Annotated in this window: 23 protein-coding genes and 1 pseudogene; 22 read left to right on the top strand and 2 right to left on the bottom strand. The window is 41.6% G+C overall.

The features are described from left to right. Positions 1–4 precede the first annotated feature (4 nt). Together ypjB and ACXAD1_RS16960 are read left to right on the top strand one after the other, a co-directional pair. Entirely contained in the window at positions 5–781 is a 777-nt protein-coding gene (gene ypjB, locus ACXAD1_RS16965) for a sporulation protein YpjB (RefSeq protein ID WP_206838181.1), read from the top strand. Positions 782–1,143: 362 nt separating this feature from the next. After that, positions 1,144–1,824, top strand: a complete 681-nt coding sequence (locus tag ACXAD1_RS16960) for a zinc metallopeptidase (RefSeq protein WP_206838179.1) — start codon at positions 1,144–1,146, stop codon at positions 1,822–1,824. Positions 1,825–1,925: 101 nt separating this feature from the next. Here the strand turns inward: ACXAD1_RS16960 and ACXAD1_RS16955 are convergent, their stop codons facing one another. Beyond that, positions 1,926–2,798, bottom strand: a complete 873-nt coding sequence (locus ACXAD1_RS16955; RefSeq protein ID WP_370223684.1) for a YitT family protein — start codon at positions 2,796–2,798, stop codon at positions 1,926–1,928. Between the two features lie 218 nt (positions 2,799–3,016). On the opposite strand from ACXAD1_RS16955, the gene ACXAD1_RS16950 reads away from it, so the two are divergent. The 20 genes from ACXAD1_RS16950 (at position 3,017) to ACXAD1_RS16855 (ending at position 20,718) form a co-directional block, all read left to right on the top strand. Beyond that, a complete protein-coding gene (locus ACXAD1_RS16950) occupies positions 3,017–3,349 on the top strand; it encodes a nucleotide pyrophosphohydrolase (protein ID WP_206838174.1) in 333 nt (110 codons plus the stop codon). A 13-nt stretch (positions 3,350–3,362) separates the two neighbouring features. Then, positions 3,363–4,166 carry a 4-hydroxy-tetrahydrodipicolinate reductase gene (gene dapB / locus ACXAD1_RS16945; RefSeq protein WP_206838171.1) on the top strand — a complete coding sequence of 268 codons (804 nt, stop codon included), beginning with the start codon at positions 3,363–3,365 and terminating at the stop codon, positions 4,164–4,166. Between the two features lie 14 nt (positions 4,167–4,180). Next, complete coding sequence (mgsA, locus tag ACXAD1_RS16940) at positions 4,181–4,603, top strand: methylglyoxal synthase (protein ID WP_370223683.1); 423 nt, start codon at positions 4,181–4,183, stop codon at positions 4,601–4,603. Beyond that, positions 4,590–5,306: a bacillithiol biosynthesis deacetylase BshB1 gene (bshB1, locus tag ACXAD1_RS16935; protein WP_206838167.1), complete on the top strand. Its 717-nt coding sequence runs from the start codon at positions 4,590–4,592 to the stop codon at positions 5,304–5,306. The genes mgsA and bshB1 overlap by 14 nt, the downstream gene beginning before the upstream one ends. Next, complete coding sequence (gene bshA / locus ACXAD1_RS16930) at positions 5,303–6,448, top strand: N-acetyl-alpha-D-glucosaminyl L-malate synthase BshA (protein WP_474910643.1); 1,146 nt, start codon at positions 5,303–5,305, stop codon at positions 6,446–6,448. The genes bshB1 and bshA overlap by 4 nt, the downstream gene beginning before the upstream one ends. Next, positions 6,445–7,653: a CCA tRNA nucleotidyltransferase gene (locus tag ACXAD1_RS16925; protein WP_474910642.1), complete on the top strand. Its 1,209-nt coding sequence runs from the start codon at positions 6,445–6,447 to the stop codon at positions 7,651–7,653. Before bshA ends, ACXAD1_RS16925 begins: the two co-directional genes overlap by 4 nt. After that, positions 7,626–8,609, top strand: coding sequence for a biotin--[acetyl-CoA-carboxylase] ligase (locus ACXAD1_RS16920; RefSeq protein ID WP_474910641.1), 984 nt, complete (start codon positions 7,626–7,628; stop codon positions 8,607–8,609). The genes ACXAD1_RS16925 and ACXAD1_RS16920 overlap by 28 nt, the downstream gene beginning before the upstream one ends. Positions 8,610–8,878: 269 nt before the next feature. After that, on the top strand, positions 8,879–9,715 hold the full coding sequence (panB, locus tag ACXAD1_RS16915) for a 3-methyl-2-oxobutanoate hydroxymethyltransferase (protein WP_474911328.1): 837 nt from the start codon (positions 8,879–8,881) through the stop codon (positions 9,713–9,715). Then, entirely contained in the window at positions 9,712–10,560 is an 849-nt protein-coding gene (gene panC / locus ACXAD1_RS16910) for a pantoate--beta-alanine ligase (RefSeq protein ID WP_474910640.1), read from the top strand. The genes panB and panC overlap by 4 nt, the downstream gene beginning before the upstream one ends. Before the next feature lie 23 nt (positions 10,561–10,583). Then, a complete protein-coding gene (gene panD / locus ACXAD1_RS16905) occupies positions 10,584–10,967 on the top strand; it encodes an aspartate 1-decarboxylase (RefSeq protein WP_474910639.1) in 384 nt (127 codons plus the stop codon). 174 nt (positions 10,968–11,141) lie between these two features. Beyond that, positions 11,142–13,943: an ATP-dependent DNA helicase DinG gene (dinG, locus tag ACXAD1_RS16900; RefSeq protein ID WP_474910638.1), complete on the top strand. Its 2,802-nt coding sequence runs from the start codon at positions 11,142–11,144 to the stop codon at positions 13,941–13,943. Positions 13,944–14,096: 153 nt separating this feature from the next. Next, a complete protein-coding gene (locus ACXAD1_RS16895; protein WP_474910637.1) occupies positions 14,097–14,576 on the top strand; it encodes a hypothetical protein in 480 nt (159 codons plus the stop codon). Then, the gene (locus ACXAD1_RS16890; RefSeq protein WP_474910636.1) at positions 14,548–14,943 is read left to right on the top strand and encodes a hypothetical protein; all 396 of its coding nucleotides are present in this window, start codon (positions 14,548–14,550) and stop codon (positions 14,941–14,943) included. The genes ACXAD1_RS16895 and ACXAD1_RS16890 overlap by 29 nt, the downstream gene beginning before the upstream one ends. Before the next feature lie 298 nt (positions 14,944–15,241). Next, the gene (locus ACXAD1_RS16885; RefSeq protein WP_009332715.1) at positions 15,242–15,412 is read left to right on the top strand and encodes a YpmA family protein; all 171 of its coding nucleotides are present in this window, start codon (positions 15,242–15,244) and stop codon (positions 15,410–15,412) included. A gap of 15 nt (positions 15,413–15,427) precedes the next feature. After that, complete coding sequence (locus ACXAD1_RS16880; RefSeq protein WP_474910635.1) at positions 15,428–15,838, top strand: cell wall elongation regulator TseB-like domain-containing protein; 411 nt, start codon at positions 15,428–15,430, stop codon at positions 15,836–15,838. Positions 15,839–15,958: 120 nt separating this feature from the next. After that, positions 15,959–17,143 carry a pyridoxal phosphate-dependent aminotransferase gene (locus ACXAD1_RS16875; RefSeq protein WP_474911327.1) on the top strand — a complete coding sequence of 395 codons (1,185 nt, stop codon included), beginning with the start codon at positions 15,959–15,961 and terminating at the stop codon, positions 17,141–17,143. Positions 17,144–17,309: 166 nt separating this feature from the next. Then, entirely contained in the window at positions 17,310–18,602 is a 1,293-nt protein-coding gene (asnS, locus tag ACXAD1_RS16870; RefSeq protein WP_474911326.1) for an asparagine--tRNA ligase, read from the top strand. Between the two features lie 176 nt (positions 18,603–18,778). After that, positions 18,779–19,489, top strand: a complete 711-nt coding sequence (locus ACXAD1_RS16865; RefSeq protein WP_474910634.1) for a DnaD domain-containing protein — start codon at positions 18,779–18,781, stop codon at positions 19,487–19,489. Between the two features lie 51 nt (positions 19,490–19,540). Beyond that, on the top strand, positions 19,541–20,197 hold the full coding sequence (gene nth / locus ACXAD1_RS16860) for an endonuclease III (protein ID WP_206838147.1): 657 nt from the start codon (positions 19,541–19,543) through the stop codon (positions 20,195–20,197). Next, a complete protein-coding gene (locus tag ACXAD1_RS16855; protein WP_474910633.1) occupies positions 20,194–20,718 on the top strand; it encodes a YpoC family protein in 525 nt (174 codons plus the stop codon). Before nth ends, ACXAD1_RS16855 begins: the two co-directional genes overlap by 4 nt. A 422-nt stretch (positions 20,719–21,140) precedes the next feature. Here the strand turns inward: ACXAD1_RS16855 and ACXAD1_RS16850 are convergent. Continuing rightward, positions 21,141–23,839 (bottom strand): annotated as a pseudogene (locus ACXAD1_RS16850) (PBP1A family penicillin-binding protein). Positions 23,840–23,856 lie beyond the last annotated feature (17 nt).

Raw genomic sequence — 23,856 nt, 5'->3', positions numbered from 1 at the left:
TTTAATGAGGCGAAAAGTAATCGCATTCTTATTCATTCTTATGTTATTGCCTGGAATGGTGTCTGCAGATAAGACAACACAAATAGATAAATTAGACCAATTATCTAATGAAGCCTTACAGATGGTTAAGCTCCATAGGTATGAGGATGCCAAGAAGCTTTTGGAGTATTTTTCCGAGCAATTTGTTGCTGTGAATGGCAAGGAAAGGCCATTTACAATGGACGAACTGCGGATTATTACCGTCTCCCATGATGATGCTGTACAAGCTGCTGTCAATACATCAATGAGCCATGAAGAAAGGCTGAATCATGCAACAAAATTCCGCCTTGTAATGGATGCAATCTCCTCAAAATATCAGCCTTTATGGACCGAAATGGAGAAGCCGATTATGACGGTATTTGTTGAAGTTAAGGAAGCCGCATACAGTGGAAATAACGAAAACTTTCATTCACATTTGAATTCCTTTTTGTCTTTATATGAGGTTATTTATCCAAGTTTAAAAATTGATGTTGATGCAGAAAAGGTACAAAAACTGAACGCACGCATTAATTTTATCGATCATTACCGGCCGCAGGTGCTTTCTCAGCAGGCAAGCCAGCAGGAACTTGCTGCATTGGAAAATGATCTGCAGACAATCTTTGATGAAATGACAGAAGATGAAACAGATCCATCCCTTTGGTGGGTGATCATTTCAACAGGGAGCATAATCATTATTACATTATCTTACGTAGGCTGGAGAAAATATAAGGGAGACAGGGCAAGACAAAAAAATCGATCTTAAATACAAAAGGCTGTTTTCGCAAGGTTTGTTGCTTTTTGTATATGATTTGCTGAGTTGATTGTAGCGGAAGGTGCGAGATTCCTGCGGGAGTAGCGGGACAGGTGAGACCCCGCAGGCGCGCAGCGTCGAGGAGGCTCACCGCCCGCCCCGCGGAAAGCGAGCAACCTGGAGCGGAAATCAACGGACAATATTATTGGCGATAAACAACAATATATACGAAAAGAGCCTTACAAAAAATGAGAGTCTTTTCCCGTTTTGTAATCAAGAGAAAAGGGAAAAGATAGGCAGAGCGATTTGTATGCTGGATATCTTCAGGTCAGCGGTTAAAATTCAACAAGATCAGCTTGATGGGAGGTACTAAAATGGGAGGATATCTCATTTATTTTGCAATAATTATTCTTGTTCCGCTCTGGGCGCAAATGAAAGTAAAGGGAGCTTACAGCAAATATTCAAAAGTTCCTTCATCCACGCAAATGAGAGGTGCTGAAGTAGCCAGAAGAATTCTGGATGAAAATGGCTTATATAACGTTGGCGTGGAGGAAACCAGGGGGCATTTAACAGATCATTATGATCCGCGTTCTAAGAATGTCAGGCTATCAGCAACAAATTATCACGGCCATTCAGTAGCAGCAGCTGCTATTGCGGCCCATGAGGTTGGCCATGCAATTCAGGATAATCAGGATTACGCTTTTCTGCGTTTTCGCCATGCGCTGGTGCCTGTTGCGAATCTTGGTTCAAACTTCTCCTGGATTCTGATCATGATCGGTTTTTTTGCAGGGTTGAGCGGAATGGTGCTGCTGGGAATTATCTTTATGGCAGCTGCAGTGGTTTTCCAGCTCATCACTCTTCCAGTGGAGTTCAATGCATCTAATCGTGCGATGGATCAGGTAGTGTCACTCGGAATAATAAGAAACGATGAAGAGAGAGAAACTAAAAAAGTTTTGAATGCAGCTGCATTGACATATGTGGCGGCAGCTGCTGTTGCTGTGCTGGAATTGCTGCGTTTAATCCTTATTTACACAGGTATGACAAGGTCGGAGTAAGAAAAGCCGCTGGCGCCCGGAGCTAGTCTGTGTAAAAGCCGGGTAGCCGGCTTTTTGCTGAAAAAAGAGATGTCCATCATGACATCTCCTGGAACTACTCTTTAGCGTTCAACCGGCTTTTTATTTTCATCCAAAGTAAAGCCTTCCCCCAGTACATCATGGACAGCTGTAACCGATACAAAAGCATGCGGATCAACAGCTGTGATGACATTTTTTAAACGAACAATTTCATTACGGCCAACTACACAATAGAGCACTTCACGCTCTATCTTGGTGAAGGAGCCATGGCCTTTTAACACAGTGACACCCCGGTCCATTTCTTTCATGATTTTATCGGCAATGGCATCATTTTGTTCTGAAATAATCATCGCTCCCCTTGCTGCATAGGCCCCTTCTTGCATAAAATCAATTACTTTGGCACCGATAAAAACAGCCACAAGAGTATACATTGCTTCCCTGTAATCCAAATATGTAATTAATGAAAGTGCTATTACAAAAAAATCAAAAATGAACATCGTTTTTCCCATGCTGACCCCTGCGTACTTATGGGTAAGCCTCGCGATTATATCCACTCCGCCTGTTGTGCCCCCATACCTGAAAATGGTCCCAAGGCCAATCCCGATGAAGACTCCGGCGAATAGAGAAGCAAGAGTTAAATCCTCTTTTAGTGGCATTTCGATCTGGTACCGCTGAAAAATCCATAAGAAAATGGACACACCGACCGTTCCTATGATCGTATAAACAAAAACATTCCTGCCAAGAAGTTTCCACCCTATAAAGAAAAGGGGTATATTCAGCAGCAAGTTTGTATAAGAAGGATCCCACTTGAACAGGAAATATAAGAGCAGCGTTATCCCGGTGAATCCGCCTTCAGCCAAATTATTCTGCATATTAAAATGAACAAGGCCCCACGAAAAAATGGCCGCTCCAAGCAAAATGAAAAAAATATTCTTAAACTTTAATCCAAAATGCATATTATCCCTCCACTGCCTGAATATCACAATACCAAAGCGTATCTAATTATATAAGATACAGAATATAAGAGCAATGACCTTTCAGGGACATGAAGGCCCACGGGAATCAATTAAGCTCGATGATAAAAAATATTTGTAAAATAGCCGATCTTTAGCTTAACATGAAAAGTGGTAATCTCCGTATATAGAAACACCTATTAAAAGCAGAGGTGAAATAAATGCAAACAGCAAAATCAATGAAGGATATGCAAACAGAAGTAGACTCATACATAAGCCAATTTAAAGAAGGCTATTTCAGTCCATTGGCCATGCTTGCAAGAATGACTGAAGAACTTGGGGAACTATCCAGGGAAGTGAACCATTACTATGGTGAAAAGCCCAAAAAATCCACTGAAGAAGAAAAGGCGATCGAAGAAGAGCTTGGAGATATGCTTTTTGTTCTAATATGCTTTGCAAATTCCTTAAATATTGACTTGGAAGAAGCGCACGATCGTGTCATGAAAAAATTCAGCACACGGGATAAAGACAGATGGACAAGAATTGAAGAATAGAGGAGAGAAGACAATGGATAAAGTTAAAATTGTTATAGCGGGACCGCGGGGACGAATGGGAAGTGAAGCTGTCCACCTTGTTAATCGAATAGAAAACTATGAAATAGCTGCTGTGATCGATCATAAAAATGGCGGAGGCTTTCTTGGCGATTTTGAAGGATTCTCACAGTTTGGCCAAGTTCCGGTTTACACAGATCTTGCTCTATGCTTTCAGGACCTAAAACCGGATGTGCTTATCGATTTGACCACTCCTGAAGTAGGAATGTTCCACACAAAAACAGCCCTGGAGTATGGTGTAAGGCCTGTTGTTGGAACAACGGGCTTTTCGAAGGAAAATTTGAAAGAACTTGAAGAACTTTGCCAGGAAAAAGGAATCGGCTGCATTATTGCCCCAAACTTTGCACTTGGTGCTGTATTAATGATGAAATTCTCACAATTAGCAGGAAGATATTTTAACGATGTGGAAATTATAGAGCTGCACCATGATCAGAAATTGGATGCTCCATCTGGAACTGCAGTGAAAACAGCAGAAATGATTGCTGATGTAAGAGCGAAAAAAGAGCAGGGCCACTCACAGGAGAAGGAAACGATTCCTGGTGCAAGAGGCGCAAATTTTGATGGCATGCATATACACTCTGTACGTCTTCCTGGCCTGATTGCTCACCAGCAGGTTATGTTCGGGTCGGAGGGACAAACATTGACCATCCGTCATGACTCCTATAACAGGGCTTCCTTTATGTCTGGAGTAAAGCTTGCTGTTGATACAGTTTTAAAAATTGATACTCTCGTCTACGGCCTCGAAAATATTATTGATTAGAAAGGAGTGCCAACATGAACATTGCCTTAATTGCCCATGATAAGAAAAAGGATGATATTGTAAGATTTGCGATCGCCTATAAATCAATTCTTGCTGAACATACCCTTTACGCTACTGGAACAACTGGTTCACGTATCATGAATGAAACTGGCCTTTCCATTCATCGTTTTCAGTCTGGACCACTTGGCGGGGACCAGGAAATTGGTGCTTTAATTGCCAACAATAAAATGGATGTTGTATTTTTCTTCAGAGATCCTCTGACTGTTCAGCCTCATGAGCCGGATGTTTCAGCTTTGGTGCGGCTATGTGATGTATATGCCGTCCCGCTGGCGACTAATATGGGTACTGCTGAAATAATTATTAAAGGCCTGGAACGCAATGATTTATCATGGAGGAATATTGTAAGTGAAAAAGGTGACATGAATGAACCTGGATAATCTTGATATTCTGGCATTTGGTGCGCATGCTGATGATGTTGAAATCGGCATGGGCGGAACAATTGCCAAATTTGCCTCTATCGGAAAAAAGATTGGAATATGCGACTTGACCCGGGCCGAGCTTTCCTCTAATGGGACGGTTGAAATCCGTAAAGAGGAATCACTGCAAGCAGCTGAAATTCTGGGGGTCAGCGTTCGGGAGACTCTTAACTTGCCTGACAGGGGTTTATATTTTAACCAGGAGTACATAAAAAAGATTGCGGAAATAATCCGTAAATACAAGCCTGCTCTTGTGTTTGCGCCTTATATGGAGGACAGGCATCCTGACCATGGACATTGTGCCCGGCTTGTAGAAGAAGCGGTCTTTTCGGCCGGAATCAAGAAGTATGAAACAGGCGGCAATTTTGCTCCTCATAAGGTGAAAAGCCTGCACTTTTACATGATAAATGGTTTCCATAAGCCTGACTTCCTAATCGATATCTCAGCTTTTATGGATAAAAAAACTGCAGGACTGGAGTCTTATCAAAGTCAGTTTGCAAAAAGCCCAAATTCATTTGATACACCACTTGTCAACGGTTATATTGAGACTGTTGCAGCAAGGGAAGGCCTATTTGGAAAACAGGCCGGAGTGGAATATGCGGAGGGTTTTAAAGTCAATAAACCCTTAATGGTAAATTTGGATATATTCGGTGGAGAATTATGAGAAAAAAATTAAAAATAGGTATCACCTGCTATCCCACGGTGGGAGGATCAGGTGTTGTTGCAACAGAACTGGGTAAAATGCTGGCCGAAAAGGGCCATGAAATACATTTTATTTCATCAAGCCTCCCTTTTAGACTGAAAAGGATGTACCCAAATATTTTTTATCACCAGGTGGATGTAAATCAGTACTCCGTGTTCCAATATGCTCCATACGATATCGCGCTAGCAAGTAAAATGGCAGAAGTAATCAAACGCGAAGGACTTGACCTTCTTCATGTGCATTATGCAATCCCGCATGCAGTTTGTGCGATTCTGGCTAAGCAGATGAGCGGCACGGATATTAAAATTGTCACCACCCTTCATGGAACAGATATTACAGTTCTCGGGTATGATCCATCCCTGACAGATGCGATCCGTTTCGGAATCGAAAAGTCTGATGGCGTTACAGCGGTATCCAATGCGCTCATTTCGCAAACCTATGACCTGATAAAGCCTGATAAATCAATACGAGCAGTTTATAACTTTATAGATGAAAGAATTTACAAGAAAACCGACTCTTCTTATCTTAAAGAAGAATATGGCATAAAACCGGATGAGAAGGTTATCATCCATGTTTCCAATTTCCGCGGTGTAAAGCGGGTGCCTGATGTTGTTAAGGCTTTTGCAAAAATTACGGAAGAAGTTCCTTCCAAGCTGCTATTAGTAGGAGACGGACCGGAAATGACCGTTATTTGCAGGCTGGTGAATGATCTGGACCTTAAAGATAAGGTCCTGTTTCTGGGAAAACAGGATAATCTGGAGGAGCTATACAGCATCAGTGATTTAATGCTCTTATTATCCGAAAAGGAAAGCTTTGGACTTGTTGCTCTCGAGGCAATGGCATGCGGAGTGCCCTGCATCGGCACTAATACTGGGGGAATTCCAGAAGTAATCAGCGACGGTGAGACAGGTTATATTTGTACTCTTGGAGATATAACTGATATCTCAAAAAAAGCGATTAAACTGCTTAATGATGAGACCCTGCTTGAAAGGTTTGCTTCCCAATCCATTTCACTCGCTAAAAGAAGGTTCAGTGCCAGTCAGATTGTCATTCAATATGAAGATTTTTATTATGAACTTTTGGAAAAAGGTGACCTTCGATGAATGAAGCTTTTTTAAAGGCAGTTCCTGTCCTCGAGAATATAGAAGAGGCAGGTTATGAGGCCTATTTTGTAGGAGGATCTGTCAGGGATTATATTCTTGGCAAGGAAATTGCGGACGTCGATATTGCCACTTCCGCTGCCCCTGAGGAAGTCAAAACCTTATTCCCAAGAACACTTGATGTGGGCATTGAGCATGGCACTGTGGTTGTTCTGCATAATGGCATACCCTATGAAATTACAACTTTCAGGTCAGAGGCTGAATATCTGGATTTTAGGCGGCCTTCAAAAGTTCAATTTATCAGATCTCTGGAAGAGGATTTGAAAAGAAGAGATTTTACAATGAACGCCATTGCCATGGATAAGGAAGGGCATCTCATTGATCCATTTAACGGCAGGGGAGCAATAGAAGAGAAGAGAATTTGCACCGTTGGACAGCCTGCTGAGAGATTTACTGAAGATGCACTTCGAATGATGAGAGCAGTCCGCTTTTTTAGTCAGCTTGCATTCGAAATTGAAAAAAAAACTTATGATGCTTTGGCATCTTTGGCTCATTTACTTGAAAACATTGCAGTCGAAAGAAAGCTGGCAGAATTCGAAAAACTATTAGCAGGAACCAGCCGGATGAAAGCTCTTATGGTCATTGGGGAAACAGGATTGTCTAAGTATCTGCCAAATATGTCTGGCTTCCAAAAGGAATTAATGCAGGCAGAAGATTATAATGCAGCTGAACTGACAGTGGAAGAAATGTGGGCCTTTCTAGCATGCATCTTTGATTTAGGTGAGCCGCAGGCTGAAGAGTTTTTAAAAAGCTGGAAACTGCCTGTAAAGAAATTAAAAAAGATATTGGCAATTATTAAATGGATTCGGTATAGAGCCAATAATAAGTGGGATGCCTATTCCCTTTACCAGGCAGGATGCATTGCACTAAACGCCGAGCGGGTCCGCAACGTAATCTTACACGAGGACTCAAGCAGGGGAGCCAATACCCTGGTGCGTCAATATAATGCTCTGCCGATTAAAGTGAGAAGCGATCTTCAGCTTACTGGAGATAACCTGATGGATTGGTTTGGCAAACCTCCTGGTCCCTGGATCAAAGCAGAGCTTGAAAAAACGGAGAAAGCTGTCTTGCACGGCGAATTGATTAACAGCAATGAATCCATAAGGGAGTGGCTCATAAATTGCAATCAGAAATTAGGAAAAAATTGATTGATGCTTTTACAAAAAGCAAGGAGGAATATCTTTCAGGCCAGTATTTAGCCGACCTGATTGGCTGTTCAAGAACGGCTGTATGGAAGCATATTGAAGAGCTGAGGAAAGAAGGTTTTGAACTGGAAGCGGTCAGAAGAAAAGGATATCGGATTACGAAAACACCTGAAAAGGTTTCTCCAGATGAAATCAGGCTGGGTTTGCAGACTGAAGCACTAGGCCGTCAAATTCATCATGAAGAAAGTGTTGATTCAACTCAGAAGATTGCCCATCGTCTTGCTTTCGAAGGTGCACAGGAAGGTACAGTCGTCATTGCGGAAGAACAGCTGTCAGGCAGGGGAAGAATGGACAGGAGATGGCATTCCCCCAAATCAACAGGCGTCTGGATGAGTGTTATCCTGAGGCCGAACATTCCACCTCCCAAAGCACCGCAGCTTACGCTAATTACAGCAGTGGCTGTTGTACAGGCGATTGAAGAGCTGACAGATCTAACACCGCAAATTAAATGGCCAAATGATATTTTAATGAACGGGAAAAAAGTTACGGGAATCCTGACTGAACTGCAGGCGGATGCAGACCGCATTATTTCAATAATCATCGGCATCGGAATCAATGTAAACCAGGAGCTTGATGATTATCCAGATGAACTTAAAGACATTGCCACTTCTATTTCGATTGAAAAAGGCGAAAAGCTTTCAAGAGCGGAGCTGATTAGAGTATTGCTGGGCAAACTGGAAAACCTTTATAAACTGTATTTAGATAAAGGATTCTATCCGATTAAGCTTTTATGGGAGAGTTATGCTGTCAGCATTGGCAAGAACCTTACTGCAAGAACTATTACCGGCAGCATATATGGCAAGGCTCTTGGAATTACAGAAGATGGAGTACTGATGATCGAAGACAGCAGCGGAAAGGTCCATCACGTCTATTCTGCGGATATAGAGCTGGAAGTCTAATTTGTAAACCCAAAATTTTTTATAGCCAATTCTTTCGCCTTTTTGATATACTTTTTATGGGCAGTATCCTAAAAGAACTGCACCTTTTTGCAAGACCATAAAATAAATAGATATCTGCCTAGATCCAAAAAAATGGACCGGGACAGAGGGATGAACTGATATATGAGCTATTGCAAAATCCTTCTGCCTTCAGAAGGGTTTTTTTAATGTTCTGTTTTTTTACTCATTTGGAAGTTTTATTGCCTCTTCCTGTATAAGGAGGACGAATGATGAAGCAAACAACTGATTTTCTAAAAATGAAGGAAAATGATGAGAAAATTGTCATGCTGACAGCTTATGATTTCCCAGCTGCCAAACAGGCTGAAATGGCCAATATAGACATGATTCTTGTGGGGGACTCGCTTGGGATGGTAGTGCTGGGATATGATTCAACGGTTCCTGTTACGATGGAAGACATGATTCATCATGGAAAAGCTGTCAAACGAGGAGCAAAAAATACATTCATTGTGATTGATATGCCATTTATGAGCTATCATTTGTCCGCAAGAGATACACTTATAAATGGAGCAAGGCTCATTCAGGAAACAGGGGCGCATGCTGTTAAGCTAGAAGGCGGTGATGAAGTCGCAGATCAAATCGGAGCGTTAACCAAAGCAGGCATTCCTGTTGTTGCCCATCTTGGCCTGACACCGCAATCCGTGGGGGTTTTGGGGGGATATAAAGTCCAGGGAAAAAACGCTGAAGCAGCAAGAAAGCTGATTGATGATGCCAGAGAATGTGAGAGGGCTGGAGCTTTCGCTCTTGTCCTTGAGTGTGTTCCAAAACAGCTGGCAAAGCAGATTACTGAAGAATTGACGATTCCTGTCATAGGGATCGGGGCCGGCAAGGATACAGATGGACAGGTCCTTGTTTACCATGATGTATTAGGATACGGTGTGGAGCGCGTTCCGAAGTTTGTGAAACAGTATGAAAATCTGAACCCGATAATCTGCGATAGCCTCGCGGCTTTTTCTGCAGAAGTGAAAAACGGATCATTTCCTGATGATTCCCATTCCTTCAATATGAAAGAGGAAGAGCTGATGAGCTTATATGGTGGAAAAGCATGAGAACGATTACTGACATAAGAGAAATGCAAAGTATTGCATTACAGCTTAAGAGGGAAGGAAAGACAATCGGCTTTGTCCCGACTATGGGTTATTTGCATGAAGGCCATCTTTCTTTATTAAGTAACGCCAGAAAAGAAAATGATGTGACAATTGTAAGCATCTTTGTCAATCCGCTGCAATTTGGACCTAAAGAAGATTTAGCGGCATATCCCAGGGATTTCGAACGGGACAGCAGCCTTGCAGAGAACGAGGGGAATGACTACATCTTCTTTCCTTCAGCAGAGGAAATGTATCCTGTGATTCCGTCTGTAATGGCCAAGGTGCAGGACCGGACGGATGTCTTATGCGGAAAATCCAGGCCGGGACATTTCGACGGTGTTGCAACGGTCCTTATAAAGCTCTTTAACATTGTACAGCCTGATAAAGTATATTTTGGAATGAAGGATGCTCAGCAGGTAGCCGTTGTTGATGGACTTGTAAGAGATCTCAATATTCCGGTGGAAATTGTCCCTGTTCAGACGGTCAGGGAAGAAGATGGCCTGGCTAAGAGCTCAAGGAACGTATATCTACTTCCTGCAGAACGCGATCAGGCATCAGCTCTCCATCAAAGTCTTAAGATGGCTGAATCCGCTATAGCGGAAGGGGAACTTGATCCTCGAAGGATACTCGCCAGCATGAGGGAATTCATTGAAAAAAATACAAGCGGGGAATTGGATTATATTGAAATTCTATCCTACCCGGATCTTAGACAGCTTTCCCGCCTGGAAGGTAAAATCATCATTGCAATGGCCGTTAAATTCTCAAAGGCCCGTTTAATAGATAACGCTATTATATCAGTAAAATAAGAAAGCTAAGGGAGGAAGGCAGCATGTTTCGCACCATGATGAATGGCAAGATCCATCGTGCAACAGTAACAGAAGCCAATCTTAATTATGTTGGCAGCATCACTATCGATACGGACATTATTGAAGCAGTAGGAATGGCTCCCAATGAGAAGGTTCAAATTGTTAATAATAATAATGGGTCAAGATTTGAAACCTATATAATACCCGGTGAAAGAGGGAGCGGTGTAATTTGCGTGAATGGTGCAGCTGCACGCCTTGTTCAGGAAGGGGATATTGTCATTATCATTTCATATGCTCTCATTCCTGAGGAAAAGGTACCTTATCATGAACCAAAGGTAGCGATAATGGACAGCAGCAATCGGATCGCTGACATGATTCATGCAGAGCCGGAAAGTACAGTATTTTAAATAGAGTTTTATAAAGTGCTGAACTCATATGGAGATTCAGCTCTTTTTTATAATAAGCAGTGAATAACGGCCCAGTTCAGGTGGAAGAAAAATAATAAGGGGAAAAGCTATTTGCCTTTTTCTTTTTCCGTTTTTATGATACCGTTTGAATGACTGAATATAGAGGTGTTAGCCATGGGTAATAAATATGTTGTAGTGGATTTGGAAACAACCGGGAACGCCCCGAAAAAAGGCGATAAAATGATACAATTCGCTGCTGTGGTGATTGAGAACGGAAAAATCACAGAGGAATACTCCTCCCTTGTAAACCCGGAGCAATCTATCCCCCCTTTCATAGAAGAGCTGACAGGATTGTCAGATGAAATGGTCGAGAATGCCCCGCTCTTTTCGGAAATTGCCCCTAAAGTCTTGACTTTGCTTGAGGGTGCCTATTTTGTGGCTCATAATGTTTTATTTGATTTATCTTTTTTACAGGAAGAATTGATTGAGGCGGGATATAACGGGTTTTACGGTCCTGTTCTTGATACTGTTGAGATGGCCCGTATTCTTTTTCCGACTGCAGATAGCTTCAAATTATCTGATCTTGCACTCCGGGAAGGCCTTAATCATGAACGTCCCCATCAGGCAGACAGTGATGCGATGGTGACCGCTGAGCTCCTGTTAATATTATTAAACAAGTTAAAAAACCTTCCCCAAAACACCATAGAACAGCTGCATAAGCTGTCTGGAGGTTTAAAGAGTGATCTTGATATATTATTGGACGAGCTTATTGCTGTTAATGAAAGTAAGATTGGGTATTTAGGTGATGAAATGGAAGTTCACAGAGGGATTGCTTTGAAAAAAGAGATGAAGGCACAGAAATCTCCAGGCTCTAAATTTCAGGGCTTTCCACTCAGTGATGAGGAAAAACAGGAAATGTTCATTAAAGCATTCCCTGCTTATGAAAAAAGGCAGGGCCAGTTTATCATGATGGATTCGGTTTATGAAGCGTTCAAACATAAACAGCATGCATTAATAGAGGCAGGCACTGGTGTTGGGAAATCTTTAGCATATCTTGTTCCATCAGCAGTTTATGCAAAGGAAAGCGGAAGAACTGTTCTTATCAGTACCTATACGACACAGCTGCAGGAGCAGCTGCTGACGAAGGATGTTCCTCTGCTGCAAAAGATGCTGTCGTTCCCGCTTAAAGCTGTATTGCTAAAGGGCAGAGGCCACTATATCAGCCTTGCGAAGTTTGTTCAAACTTTAAGAGATGATGAAGATAATTATGATACAACCCTCAGCAAAATGCAGATACTTGTCTGGCTTCTGGAGACTGACACAGGAGATATTGATGAATTGAACCTGTCAAGCGGCGGGATGATTTACTGGAGCAGGATAAAGAATGATGAAACAGCTTTTTTGCAGGATAAGTCGTGGATTTCCAGAGATTTTTATCTTAGGGCAAGAAAGGATGCTCAAAAGGCAGATATCATTATTACGAATCACTCACTGCTTTTAACGGATCTAACAGCAGAGAATATTATTTTGCCTGAATTCAGCCATGTGGTTATCGATGAGGGGCATCATTTTGTTAAGGCATCAGGGAAACATTTTGGCAGCAAGCTTGATTATCTATCAGTTCGGCTGATGCTTGGACAAATTGGATTATTTGAACAGAAACAGTTATATTATAAGCTTGAAAAGCTGGTGGAAGAAAAAGCAGAGACACCTGATGGATTCATGCATTCTTTTGAAGTCAACCAAATAATTGGTGACATTATACATGAAATGGATGAGTTGTTTAGAGTTATAGCGATTTATGCGAAAAAATATACAAAAGCAAAAAAAAGCGTTAATCGAATTACAGTCCGATTTAATAAAATTGCTGCCAACAAGGAAACGAATGCTGTATTGGCGAGTTCCGAACGTTTTGGATTTATGCTTAAGGAATTAATCCAGGGCATAGACAACCGTGTAGGCGCAGTTTCAAATATTAAATCAGCTCTATCTCTTGAAGAGAAAGCATTAATGGAGGAAGTGGCTTCCATTCTGGATGATTTGAGGGGAATGTATGAGGACTTAAACCATATCTTTCACTTGCCGTCCCCGGAATTTGTTGTTTGGATTGAAATGGATACCCGCTCTGCACAAAATGCCACAACTGTTTACGCACAGCCTGTATCAGTTTCTGAACTTCTTCATGAACAATTCTTCAGCCAAAAGGAAAGTGCGGTCATTACATCTGCCACTTTATCTGTGAAAAATTCTTTCAGTTTTATTCTCAAGGAACTGGGGCTTGAGAAACAGCAATGCACGCTAAAGCAAATTCAATCTCCTTTTGATTATCAGAGTCAGGTTAAGCTCGTGGTTTCTGATGATTTGCCTGAGGTTAATGCAGTACCGCTCGAAGAGTATGTGGCATCTATTACGGAGCATATCATTTCAATTGCGGAAGCAGCGAAAGGAAGAATGCTGATTCTTTTCACTTCACATGAAATGTTAAGGAGAACCTATGAGCTTATTAAGGAATCAGGTTTCCTGGAGGACTTTGCTCTCATTGCCCAGGGTGTTACAAGCGGAAGCCGATCAAGGCTTACGAGGAATTTTCAGCGATTTGATAAAGCTATTCTTTTAGGGACAAGCAGCTTTTGGGAAGGTGTAGATATCCCGGGTGAGGATCTTTCCTGCCTTGTTATTGTCAGACTGCCTTTTTCACCGCCAGATGAACCAATGGCACAGGCGAAAAATGAACAAATTGCAATCGAAGGAAAAAACCCATTTTCCGAATACTCATTGCCCGAAGCAGTTATCCGCTTTAAGCAAGGTGTCGGGAGATTAATCAGAACAAGTTCGGATAGAGGAGTCATCGTGATATTTGACCGGAGAATTATCACCGCAAGATATGGAAAGGCATTTCTGGATTCCATTCCGCCTATTCCTGTCCAGAAAAGTAATATTGATGAAATTGTCGAATTAATTTATACTTGGCTGTAAAAAGTTCAGGGGATTTTCCCTTGAATCCTTCTTCGATGAACACGGCATATGTTTTTATCAGGATAAATTTAGATGATTAACGCATTATAAATTTGTTGGGTTTTATTATTAATCCTCAGTCTGCTTTTGTTCATATGTAGGAGGAATGGAAAGATGAACGTGCTGTTCGCCTTTATGCTACTGTTCACGAATTGGTATTACATACCTAAGGACTCACCAGCAGTTCCTGTTAAAGTAGAAAGCATTGACCTAAAATTAAAAAGTGATGAGCTGGCTTTTACGTTTTTTTCTTTATCTGATGGCGAGGCTTCCTTGATTCATCATGGAAATGACGAAAAAGTTCTTATTAACACCGGCGGACAAGGAACAGGGGAAGAATTAAAAAAGCTTCTTGAATTATATGGCGTTAATCGGATCTCAGCAATCATCCTGACAGATGAGGAATTATATAACATAGTCAGCCTTAAATGGCTGATAGAAGATTTCGGGGTTAAAGAAATTATAGCGAATGATTCTGCAGTTTCGGAATTGAAGGGTGAGATCGGAAGCAGTGATCTTAAACTGCATGCCTGGAATCAGAATTTTAAGCAGGCCTTTTCCGGGATTGCTTGCAGAAGTCCTGTATGCAGGTAAAGAAACAGGGGAAGGAATGGATATTTCCTTCACATTTGCAAGGCATCGGGTATTATTTATGAACTCGACAAGTCCAAAATCTAAAGATTTTCTCATGGAAAAAGAGCTATCCAATGTTAATATTGTAAAGCTTCCTGCATTTGGAAGGAATGATTCCATTTCAGAAGAGATGATCAAACATTTGGATCCTCAAATCGCCATTCTTTTTTATAGACCATCCATAAAACATGATTCGAATCTGTTCGGACTGTTAAATGATGCCTGGGTTGATGTATATTATACAAGAAAGCACGGAACCGTCACCATCAAATTTACAGACATTAACTATGAATTATTCACGATTTTCCAGGGCGAGGAATTCAACTAAATAAAATTAAACCTTCACGAAAATTCCTTCCGGAAGATATTTTGTGGAGGTAATTAAATTTTTTAATAATTATTATCGGCAGAATCATCATCTTCCTGAAAAGGGTAAACGAAAAAGCTGCGCTTTCAGCGCAGCATGACGTGGTGGACCAGAAGAAAATTTGTAGTTGTTTTAATACCAGTTAATCAAATCTGCTGTTATACTGTTACTTAGATTTATTTCTTTGTAAAATTAGTTTACCCTTAACGGTTGAGTATATAAGTTACAAATATTGTAGAGGCTGAGGAGGAATTCCATAATGGAAAGCAAAATAGAGGTTTTATCTACCGTGAAGATCCAGCAAAGCCCGGATCTGTATAAAATTGTTGATGCATTGAACAGAACTTTAAAAGAAAAAGACTTGATGTTCGGTTTAGCGCTTGATCAGGAAGACCAAAATAAAGCGATCTTTACGATTTATCGTACATAAAAGAGTGATTGAGACATGAAAAAAGCAATATGGGGTATCATTATTCTGCTTGTCATATTCATTGGAGCAGGCTCTTTAATTTATTTCAACAGCATGAATCCGGTTAGAGCGGCAGAATCAAAGGCTGTAGAGCTTGCGAAAAAAGAAACAGATCTTGCTGAAACTGAAGATTTCAATTTATATCATGGTACTGAGACTTACTATGTCATCGAGGGCAAAGATCATGATGGGACGAGCATATATGTGTGGGTTCCAGAAAAAAAGGGGAAAATCGTTACGCTAAAGCAATCTGATGGAATTTCCAGAAATGAAGCCATTAACAGACTTAAGCAGGAGAAAAAGCTGCTGAAATCATGTCTGTGCGGCTGGGAATGGAGAAAAATATTCCATTATGGGAAATTCATTACCGTTCCGGCAGTGATTTAATAAATTATTATTATATAGATTTTAAAACAGGAGATTGGTTAAAAAAAATTGAAAATCTATAGCCTGAGGCAATACACCGCCTTAGTGCAGGAGAAAATCGGGAGGAAGCAAGCAATGGAGATTCAACTGGCACAAAGAGTAAAAGCATTGACACCATCAACAACTCTGGCAATCACAGCTAAAGCAAAAGAGCTTAAAGCACAGGGACATGATGTTATTGGATTGGGAGCAGGCGAGCCGGATTTTAATACGCCACAGCATATTATCGATGCTGCCGTGAAATCCATGAATGAGGGACATACAAAATATACGCCCTCAGCAGGTCTTCCAGCATTAAAGAAAGAAATCGCAAACAAGTTCAAAAAAGACCAGGGACTTGATTATGACGCTTCAGAAATCATCGTTACCAATGGTGCAAAGCATGGCTTATATACATTGTTCCAAGTTTTGCTGAATGAAGGGGAAGAAGTCATTATCCCGACGCCATATTGGGTCAGCTATCCTGAACAGGTTAAACTAGCTGGGGGAATTCCTGTTTATGCAGAGGGAAGAGAGGAAAATGATTTTAAGATCACCCCGGAACAGCTGGCTAAAAGTATAACTGGTAAAACTAAGGCAGTTATCATTAACTCACCAAGCAACCCGACGGGCATGCTTTATTCGGCTGAAGAATTGAAGGAGCTTGGTGAGGTTTGTTTAAAGCATAATATCCTTATCATTTCTGATGAGATATATGAAAAACTGGTATATGGCGGCCATCAGCATACATCGATTGCCGAACTTTCACCTGAGCTTAAAGAACAAACCATTATCATTAATGGGGTATCAAAGTCTCATTCCATGACAGGCTGGAGAATTGGGTATGCCGCAGGTAATAGGAATATTATCAAGGCTATGACCAACCTTGCCAGCCACAGCACATCCAACCCGACAACAACAGCACAATATGGTTCAATCGCTGCATATGCCGGACCACAGGATACACTGGAAGAAATGAGAGAAGCATTCGAACATCGATTAAATGTTATCTATGATAAATTAATCAACATTCCAGGCTTTACATGTGTAAAACCGCAAGGAGCATTTTACCTGTTTCCCAATGTGAAAAAGGCAGCAGAATTGACGGGATTTGCAAGTGTCGATGAATTTGTGAAGGCGCTTCTCGAGGAAGCGATGGTTGCAGTGATTCCAGGCTCTGGTTTTGGCTCTCCGGATAATATCCGTTTATCATATGCAACTTCTCTTCAATTATTAGAGAAAGCAGTGGAACGGATGCACGGATTTGTTGAAAAGAACATGAAGTAATGTGAAACAGGAGCGGCCGGATCATATCCGGCCTCCTTCTGTGTTTTCTATCTATTTAGAGCGTATAAAAATTTACTGTTATTGCTTGTCAATGTGCTTGAAGGTATAATATATAGCGATACATAAGAAGTGATTGTTTAGATTTTTTTGGAGGGAACATAAATTGATAAAAACAACAATTTCTCAAGTTCATAAATATGTTGATCAGGAAGTTACGATTGGAGCCTGGATTGCCAATAAACGCTCAAGCGGAAAGATTGCATTTTTGCAGCTGCGTGATGGGACTGGTTTTATACAAGGTGTTGTAGTAAAAGCGGAAGTGCCGGAAGAGATTTTTCAGGGTGCAAAATCAGTTGCTCAGGAATCTTCCGTTTATGTTACTGGCAAGATTCAAAAGGATGAGCGTTCACCTTTCGGATTTGAAATGCTGGTTACAGGCCTGGAAGTTATTCATCAGGCGGTAGATTATCCGATTACCCCTAAAGAACATGGAACTGAATTCCTGATGGACAATCGTCACCTATGGCTGCGCTCCCGCCGGCAGCATGCAGTCATGAAAATCAGAAATGAAATTATCCGGGCAACATATGAGTTTTTCAATGAGCAAGGTTTTTCCAAGGTTGACCCGCCAATTCTGACGGGAAGCGCCCCAGAAGGCACTTCAGAACTTTTTGCCACAAAGTATTTTGATGAAGATGCTTATTTATCACAAAGCGGCCAGCTTTATATGGAAGCAGCTGCTATGGCTCTCGGAAAGGTATTTTCATTCGGACCGACCTTCCGAGCTGAAAAATCCAAAACTCGCCGTCATTTAATTGAATTTTGGATGATTGAACCTGAAATGGCTTTCTGTGAGTTTGATGATAACTTAAAAGTACAGGAAGAATATGTAGCTCATATTGTACAATCTGTTCTAAAGAACTGTTCTATTGAGCTGAAAACATTAGGCCGTGATACGGAGAAGCTTGAAAAAATTACGGCACCATTCCCGCGCATCACATATGATGAAGCAATTAAGTTTCTTCAGGAAAAAGGCTTTGATGATATCCAGTGGGGAGACGACTTTGGTGCACCGCATGAGACAGCAATTGCAGAAAGCTATGATAAGCCAGTCTTTATCACACACTATCCAACTTCACTGAAACCGTTCTATATGCAGCCTGATCCATCAAGAGAAGATGTTGTATTATGTGCCGACTTGATTGCACCTGAAGGTTATGGAGAAATCATCGGCGGCTCTGAGCGTATTCACGACTACGACCTCCTCAAGCAGCGCCTTGATGAACATAAATTAGATATGGATGCTTACAAATGGTACTTGGAGCTTCGCCAATATGGTTCAGTGCCGCATTCCGGATTTGGTCTTGGTCTTGAAAGAACAGTTGCCTGGATCAGCGGCGTTGAGCATGTACGTGAAACAATTCCGTTTCCTCGTTTATTAAACCGTCTATATCCATAATTAAAAATTAATTGAGATAAAGCAAAAATCCGCCTTCCGCGGATTTTTTGCTTCTTCCGATTCCCGCTAGATCTTTTAGAAGAAACAGTCAAGCTGAATCTTCATGGAAAAGTTACCGGTTTTTCATCTCACTTTGGCCGCTATGTTCATGATATACTGATAAGGAGGTGTCCCGAATGTCTAAAAGTAGTTTATTAAAATGGCTTCAGGAAGGAAATATTTCAATACCTGGAGTCCTGCTGTCACAATATAAAGAAATGAATTTGAATGAGCATGAACTCGTCTTAATTCTTCATGTAATTTCCTATATTGAACACGGGAATGAATTTCCCACCCCTGTAGAATTATCTTCCCGCATGACCATTTCTGTGGCTGAATGTACGGATCTGCTAAGAAAACTAATCCAAAAAGGCTTTATTGACATTAAAGATAGCTACTCTGCTGATGGCATCAGATATGAAAGATACCATCTTGATCCGCTTTGGGAGAAACTTATTGACAAGTTTCTGCTCACCGGCAAAAAAGAGGAAGCAGTTAAGAGTCAGCAAGAGGAAACAGATCTTTATACTTGCTTTGAAAGGGAATTCGGCAGGCCGCTTTCACCTTTTGAATGTGAAACACTTGCGCTTTGGATGGATGATGATCACCATGATCCTCATATAATAAAAGCAGCACTAAGAGAATCTGTCCTATCCGGCAAACTGAATTTCAGATATATAGACCGGATTCTTTTTGAATGGAAAAAGAACGGCATAAAAACGATTGAACAGGCAAAAAGCTATGGCAAAAAATTCAGGCAGAACCAGGCACAGCAAAGGACGAAGAGGGAAGACACTTCATCACAGACAACGAAATCCGTTCCCTTTTATAATTGGCTTGAACAGTAAGCAGGCTTAAGCAGCATCCAAAATTTTGAAGATAGTAAGTTGGTGATTTCTTTGTTAAATAAAACACAAATTAGATACTGCCTTGATGCAATGGGGGAAATGTTCCCGGAAGCACACTGTGAATTAAATCATTCCAATCCATTTGAACTGGTCATAGCTGTAGCACTATCGGCACAATGTACTGATGCTTTGGTAAACAAAGTGACAAAAAACCTGTTTCAAAAGTATAAAACACCCCAGGATTACCTTAATGTTACCCTTGAGGAACTGCAGGAGGATATCCGCTCTATTGGTCTTTATCGCAACAAAGCTAAGAATATCCAAAAGCTATGCAGATTGCTTCTGGATGAATATGAGGGTGTAGTGCCGCGCGACAGGGATGAGCTTACAAAACTTCCTGGAGTAGGCCGCAAAACTGCTAATGTCGTTGTCTCAGTGGCTTATGGAGTGCCTGCCATTGCAGTGGATACTCATGTTGAACGAGTAAGCAAAAGGCTTGGCTTCTGCCGCTGGAAGGACTCTGTACTTGAAGTTGAAAAGACATTAATGAAGAAAGTGCCGATGGATGAATGGTCAATAACTCATCATCGTATGATCTTTTTTGGAAGATACCACTGTAAGGCACAGAATCCTCAATGTGAGATTTGCCCTCTGCTGGATTTGTGCCGGGAAGGCAAAAAACGAATGAAGGTAAAGCAAGCAAAATGACCGGGGAGATAGCCATTCCTGTTACAGAACAATTATGCCATCCCTTGTTTTACAAAAAGAATGATTCATTGGCTGTAAAAGAAGGATCCCTTTCAGCTTATCAGCCTCTCCTGCCATTTTTATATGATGCGGCTTTTTATGCGGGCATACCTGCTGTAAGGCCTTGGGAAACCAGCGATAAATATATTCCGGTCTTAATGAATGAGTGGGCAGGGCAGAGACAAGTTTTGGAAATGCACTTCTCAAACCGGGACCAGAAGGCAGCCTTAGGTCCGATGAAAGTATCTTTGGGAGTATTTTTACAGCTATTGTATTGGGCAAACAGCAAACCGGTAAACCTTCAGTCAGATCCTGGAGAATTGCCAATAAAGCCAATGAACCTTAAAGAACGGCTTAATTTCATTTTTGCACGACCGGCTTTTTATCATTCTTATATACAGCTGTCTGAACTAATGGCTGAAATGGAAAAGCAATATATGAAGATGCTTGCATTGGAAAAAATAAAGAGAAAGCGCCTGTAAATGATAGGCGCTTTTTTCTATGGCTAGAGAAAAAGGTCATCAGTTTTAATAGGCCGCACGAACTGCAAGTGCCGTGCAAAAATTCCATTAAGCCGCGCGCAAAAGGAACGAAAGCGCGCACAAACTGTAGAAATGCACGCACAAAAGATTGAGATCCGCGCAAGACCCAGAGTTTCGCGCGTAACTAAAAAAAAGCCGCGCTCAAAAGGAAGGAAAGCGCGCGCAAACTGGTGAAATGCGCGCACAAAAGGTCGAGTTCCGCGCGAACCCCAGAGTTTCACGTATAAAAGGAGGTAGTGTGCCACAACCCCCCATAACCCGCGTAAAAGTGTACCAGTACAGCTCATTTCCAAAAAAACTCAGCAGTACATAGACAAAAAAGAGCTGACTCATCACTGAGTCAGCTCTTTACTTCTATTTAGTTATGTGCCAGATCCATTTCCAGAACCGCTCGAGCCTGAGGTTCCGCTGCCAGTGCCGTTTCCGCCGCTGCCAGTACCTCCTCCAGTACCCGTTCCGTTCTCTTCTCCGGTACCGGTATCACCTTCTCCGGAACCATCACCATCACCGTTTCCGGCTCCTTCACCATCTCCGGATCCATCTCCGGATCCATCTCCGGAACCATCACCATTACCATTACCATTTCCAGAACCGTCTCCATTTTGGTTTCCGCCCTGGCCGTCTTCACCATTTTGACCTTCTTGACCATCCTGTTCTTCTTCGCCAGTTCCATCCTGTCCTTCACCTTCAGTTTCATCTTCTTCGATGACGCTTGGATCAGGGATTTCTACTTTTACAGTAGCTGGGTCACTTTGCTGATCACCGTTAAATGCTGTTACTTTAAAGGTATATACAGCTCCTGGCTGGGGATTGGCAATTTTTAAGCCTTTTTCTGAAGTAACGCTAAGCTGCTGATCTCCGCCTTCATTTACGGATACCGTCACTTCAAATTGAGTGCCTTCTGCATCTTCTGGATATTCCCATGATAATGTAATTTCATTTGTCTCCTGGTCAAAGTTCGCTGAAAGGCCAGAAGGGGAGTCCAGTTTATCAAACTTCTCAGACACTTGTGTCGGAGCATTGCCTTTTACAGCATACTCATAAATGATTTGGTCCTTAGGCGTGAATTGGCTTGCCAGTTTGGCAGGGTTGCTGCCTTTTTCAATCGCTACTTTCTCAACTGAATTAGGGACCTTGAAGTCTTCTGTTTCTTTCCCTTCTGATACATGTGACATTAAGCTGCTGAACAGTTTTTGAGCAATTTTTTGCTCATCGCCTGCCGGGATATAATTTTTTCTATCCTGGTAGCCGGTCCAGACAGCCGCTGTATAGTTAGTTGTATATCCTGCAAACCAGGCATCAGGCACAGCACCTCCAGGAATTCCAAACTCCTGTTCCTGTTCATCGGTGTAGTTTGTAGTCCCCGTTTTTCCTGCTACAGGCAATCCTGGAACATCTGCCAGACGGCCGGTTCCATAAGAAGACTTAACTACGCTTTTCAGCATATCACTGATCATAAATGCTGTATAATCTTTCATTACTACTTCAGATTCAGGTTTCAAATCAAGCTTTGTGCCGTCACGCATTTCAATTTGCTTGATGGCATGAGGCTCAGTGTAAAACCCATTGTTTCCAAATGCACTGTATGCGCCGGCTACCTGCAGAGAGGAAACCTCATAAGCGCCGATAGAATAGGACTCATACATCTCTTCCATTGGAATGCCTAATTTATTAGTAAATTCCAATGCTTTATCAGTCCCTACTTCCTGAAGTGTTTTCAGGGCAGGGATATTGCGGGAACGGGCAAGGGCTTCACGCATAGACATAGGGCCCATATGCTTTCCATCCCAGTTATTGATCTTTGTTCCTCCGGAATATGTGTGGGGTTCATCAACTATAGTATGATAGGTTCCCCATTTTAAATATTCGATTGCAGGTCCATAATCGACAATCGGTTTAAAAGTTGAACCAGCATGTCTTTTTTGATCTACGGCAAAGTTAAATCCGCGTTTTACTTCCTGATTGCGTCCTCCGCCAATTGCTCTGATTTCACCGGTTTTTGTATCAAGCAGGGTGATTCCCGCCTGGAACTCGTCATCTGGATACGCTACCGCTGCATCAGTGTTTAAGATGTTTTCTACGTGCTTCTGTGCATCAGGATCCAAGGTCGTATAAATTTTTAGTCCATCAGAATAAGGGTTTAGATCCGGGTATTTATCTTCCACTTCATCCAAGACAACGTCGATAAAGGAATCATATTTTGATTCATTTGTTTCTCTTTTTCTTCAGCCACAAGTGTAGATTCCACAGGAACTTTTTGGGCTGCTTCCATTTCTTCTTTTGTAATGAAACCATGCTGATTCATTAAAGAAAGGACAATATTTCTTCTTTTCTCTGCCTTGTCAGGATGATCAAAAGGATTATAATTGTTCGGGCTTTGCGGCATGCCGGCTAAAAGGGCTGCTTCATGCAGCTCCAGCTCAGCAAGTTCTTTACCGAAAAAGATTTTCGATGCCGTTAAAACTCCATGCCCTTCAGACATATAAATCTTGTTTACATACATTTCAAAGATTTCCTGTTTTGTATACTTGCGCTCAAGCTGGAAGGCGAGCCAGGCTTCCTGAGCTTTCCTGCTTAGCGTTTTTTCATTATTTAAGAAGGAGTTCTTTACCACCTGCTGGGTAATCGTACTCGCCCCTTCCGAACCAAATCCGCGAGTTACGTTGGCAATTACTGCACCGCCTAATCGTATTAAATCCATCCCATTATGTTTGTAAAAGCGGACATCCTCAGTTGCCAAAAAGGCGTCTTCCACTAGTTTGGGTATATCTTCATAAGCGACATAATCACGGTTTTCGGATCCTACATCTGTAATGAATTCGCCATCCATATCGTAAATCTGTGAAGAAATTGGATCCTTCAGCAATTTTTCATCAAGTTTTGGTGCGTCTTTCACCATAAAAGCAAAAGCGCCTGCTCCTAAAAGCATTCCAGCAATTCCGAGGGCAATTAAAATAAGAAAAATACGTTTAAAAGTGCCTGTGCCTTTTTTCCCGCCCTTCTTTTTAGGCTTGGATTGCTGTTTGCGGCGCTCCTCTCTTGATTGATATTTTTCAGTCATATCTATGTTCATCCTTT

Source organism: Cytobacillus sp. ABV4_503 (assembly GCF_056158445.1).
Note: the sequence above shows the minus strand (reverse complement) of the source record. Positions and strands in the feature narration are given on the sequence as shown.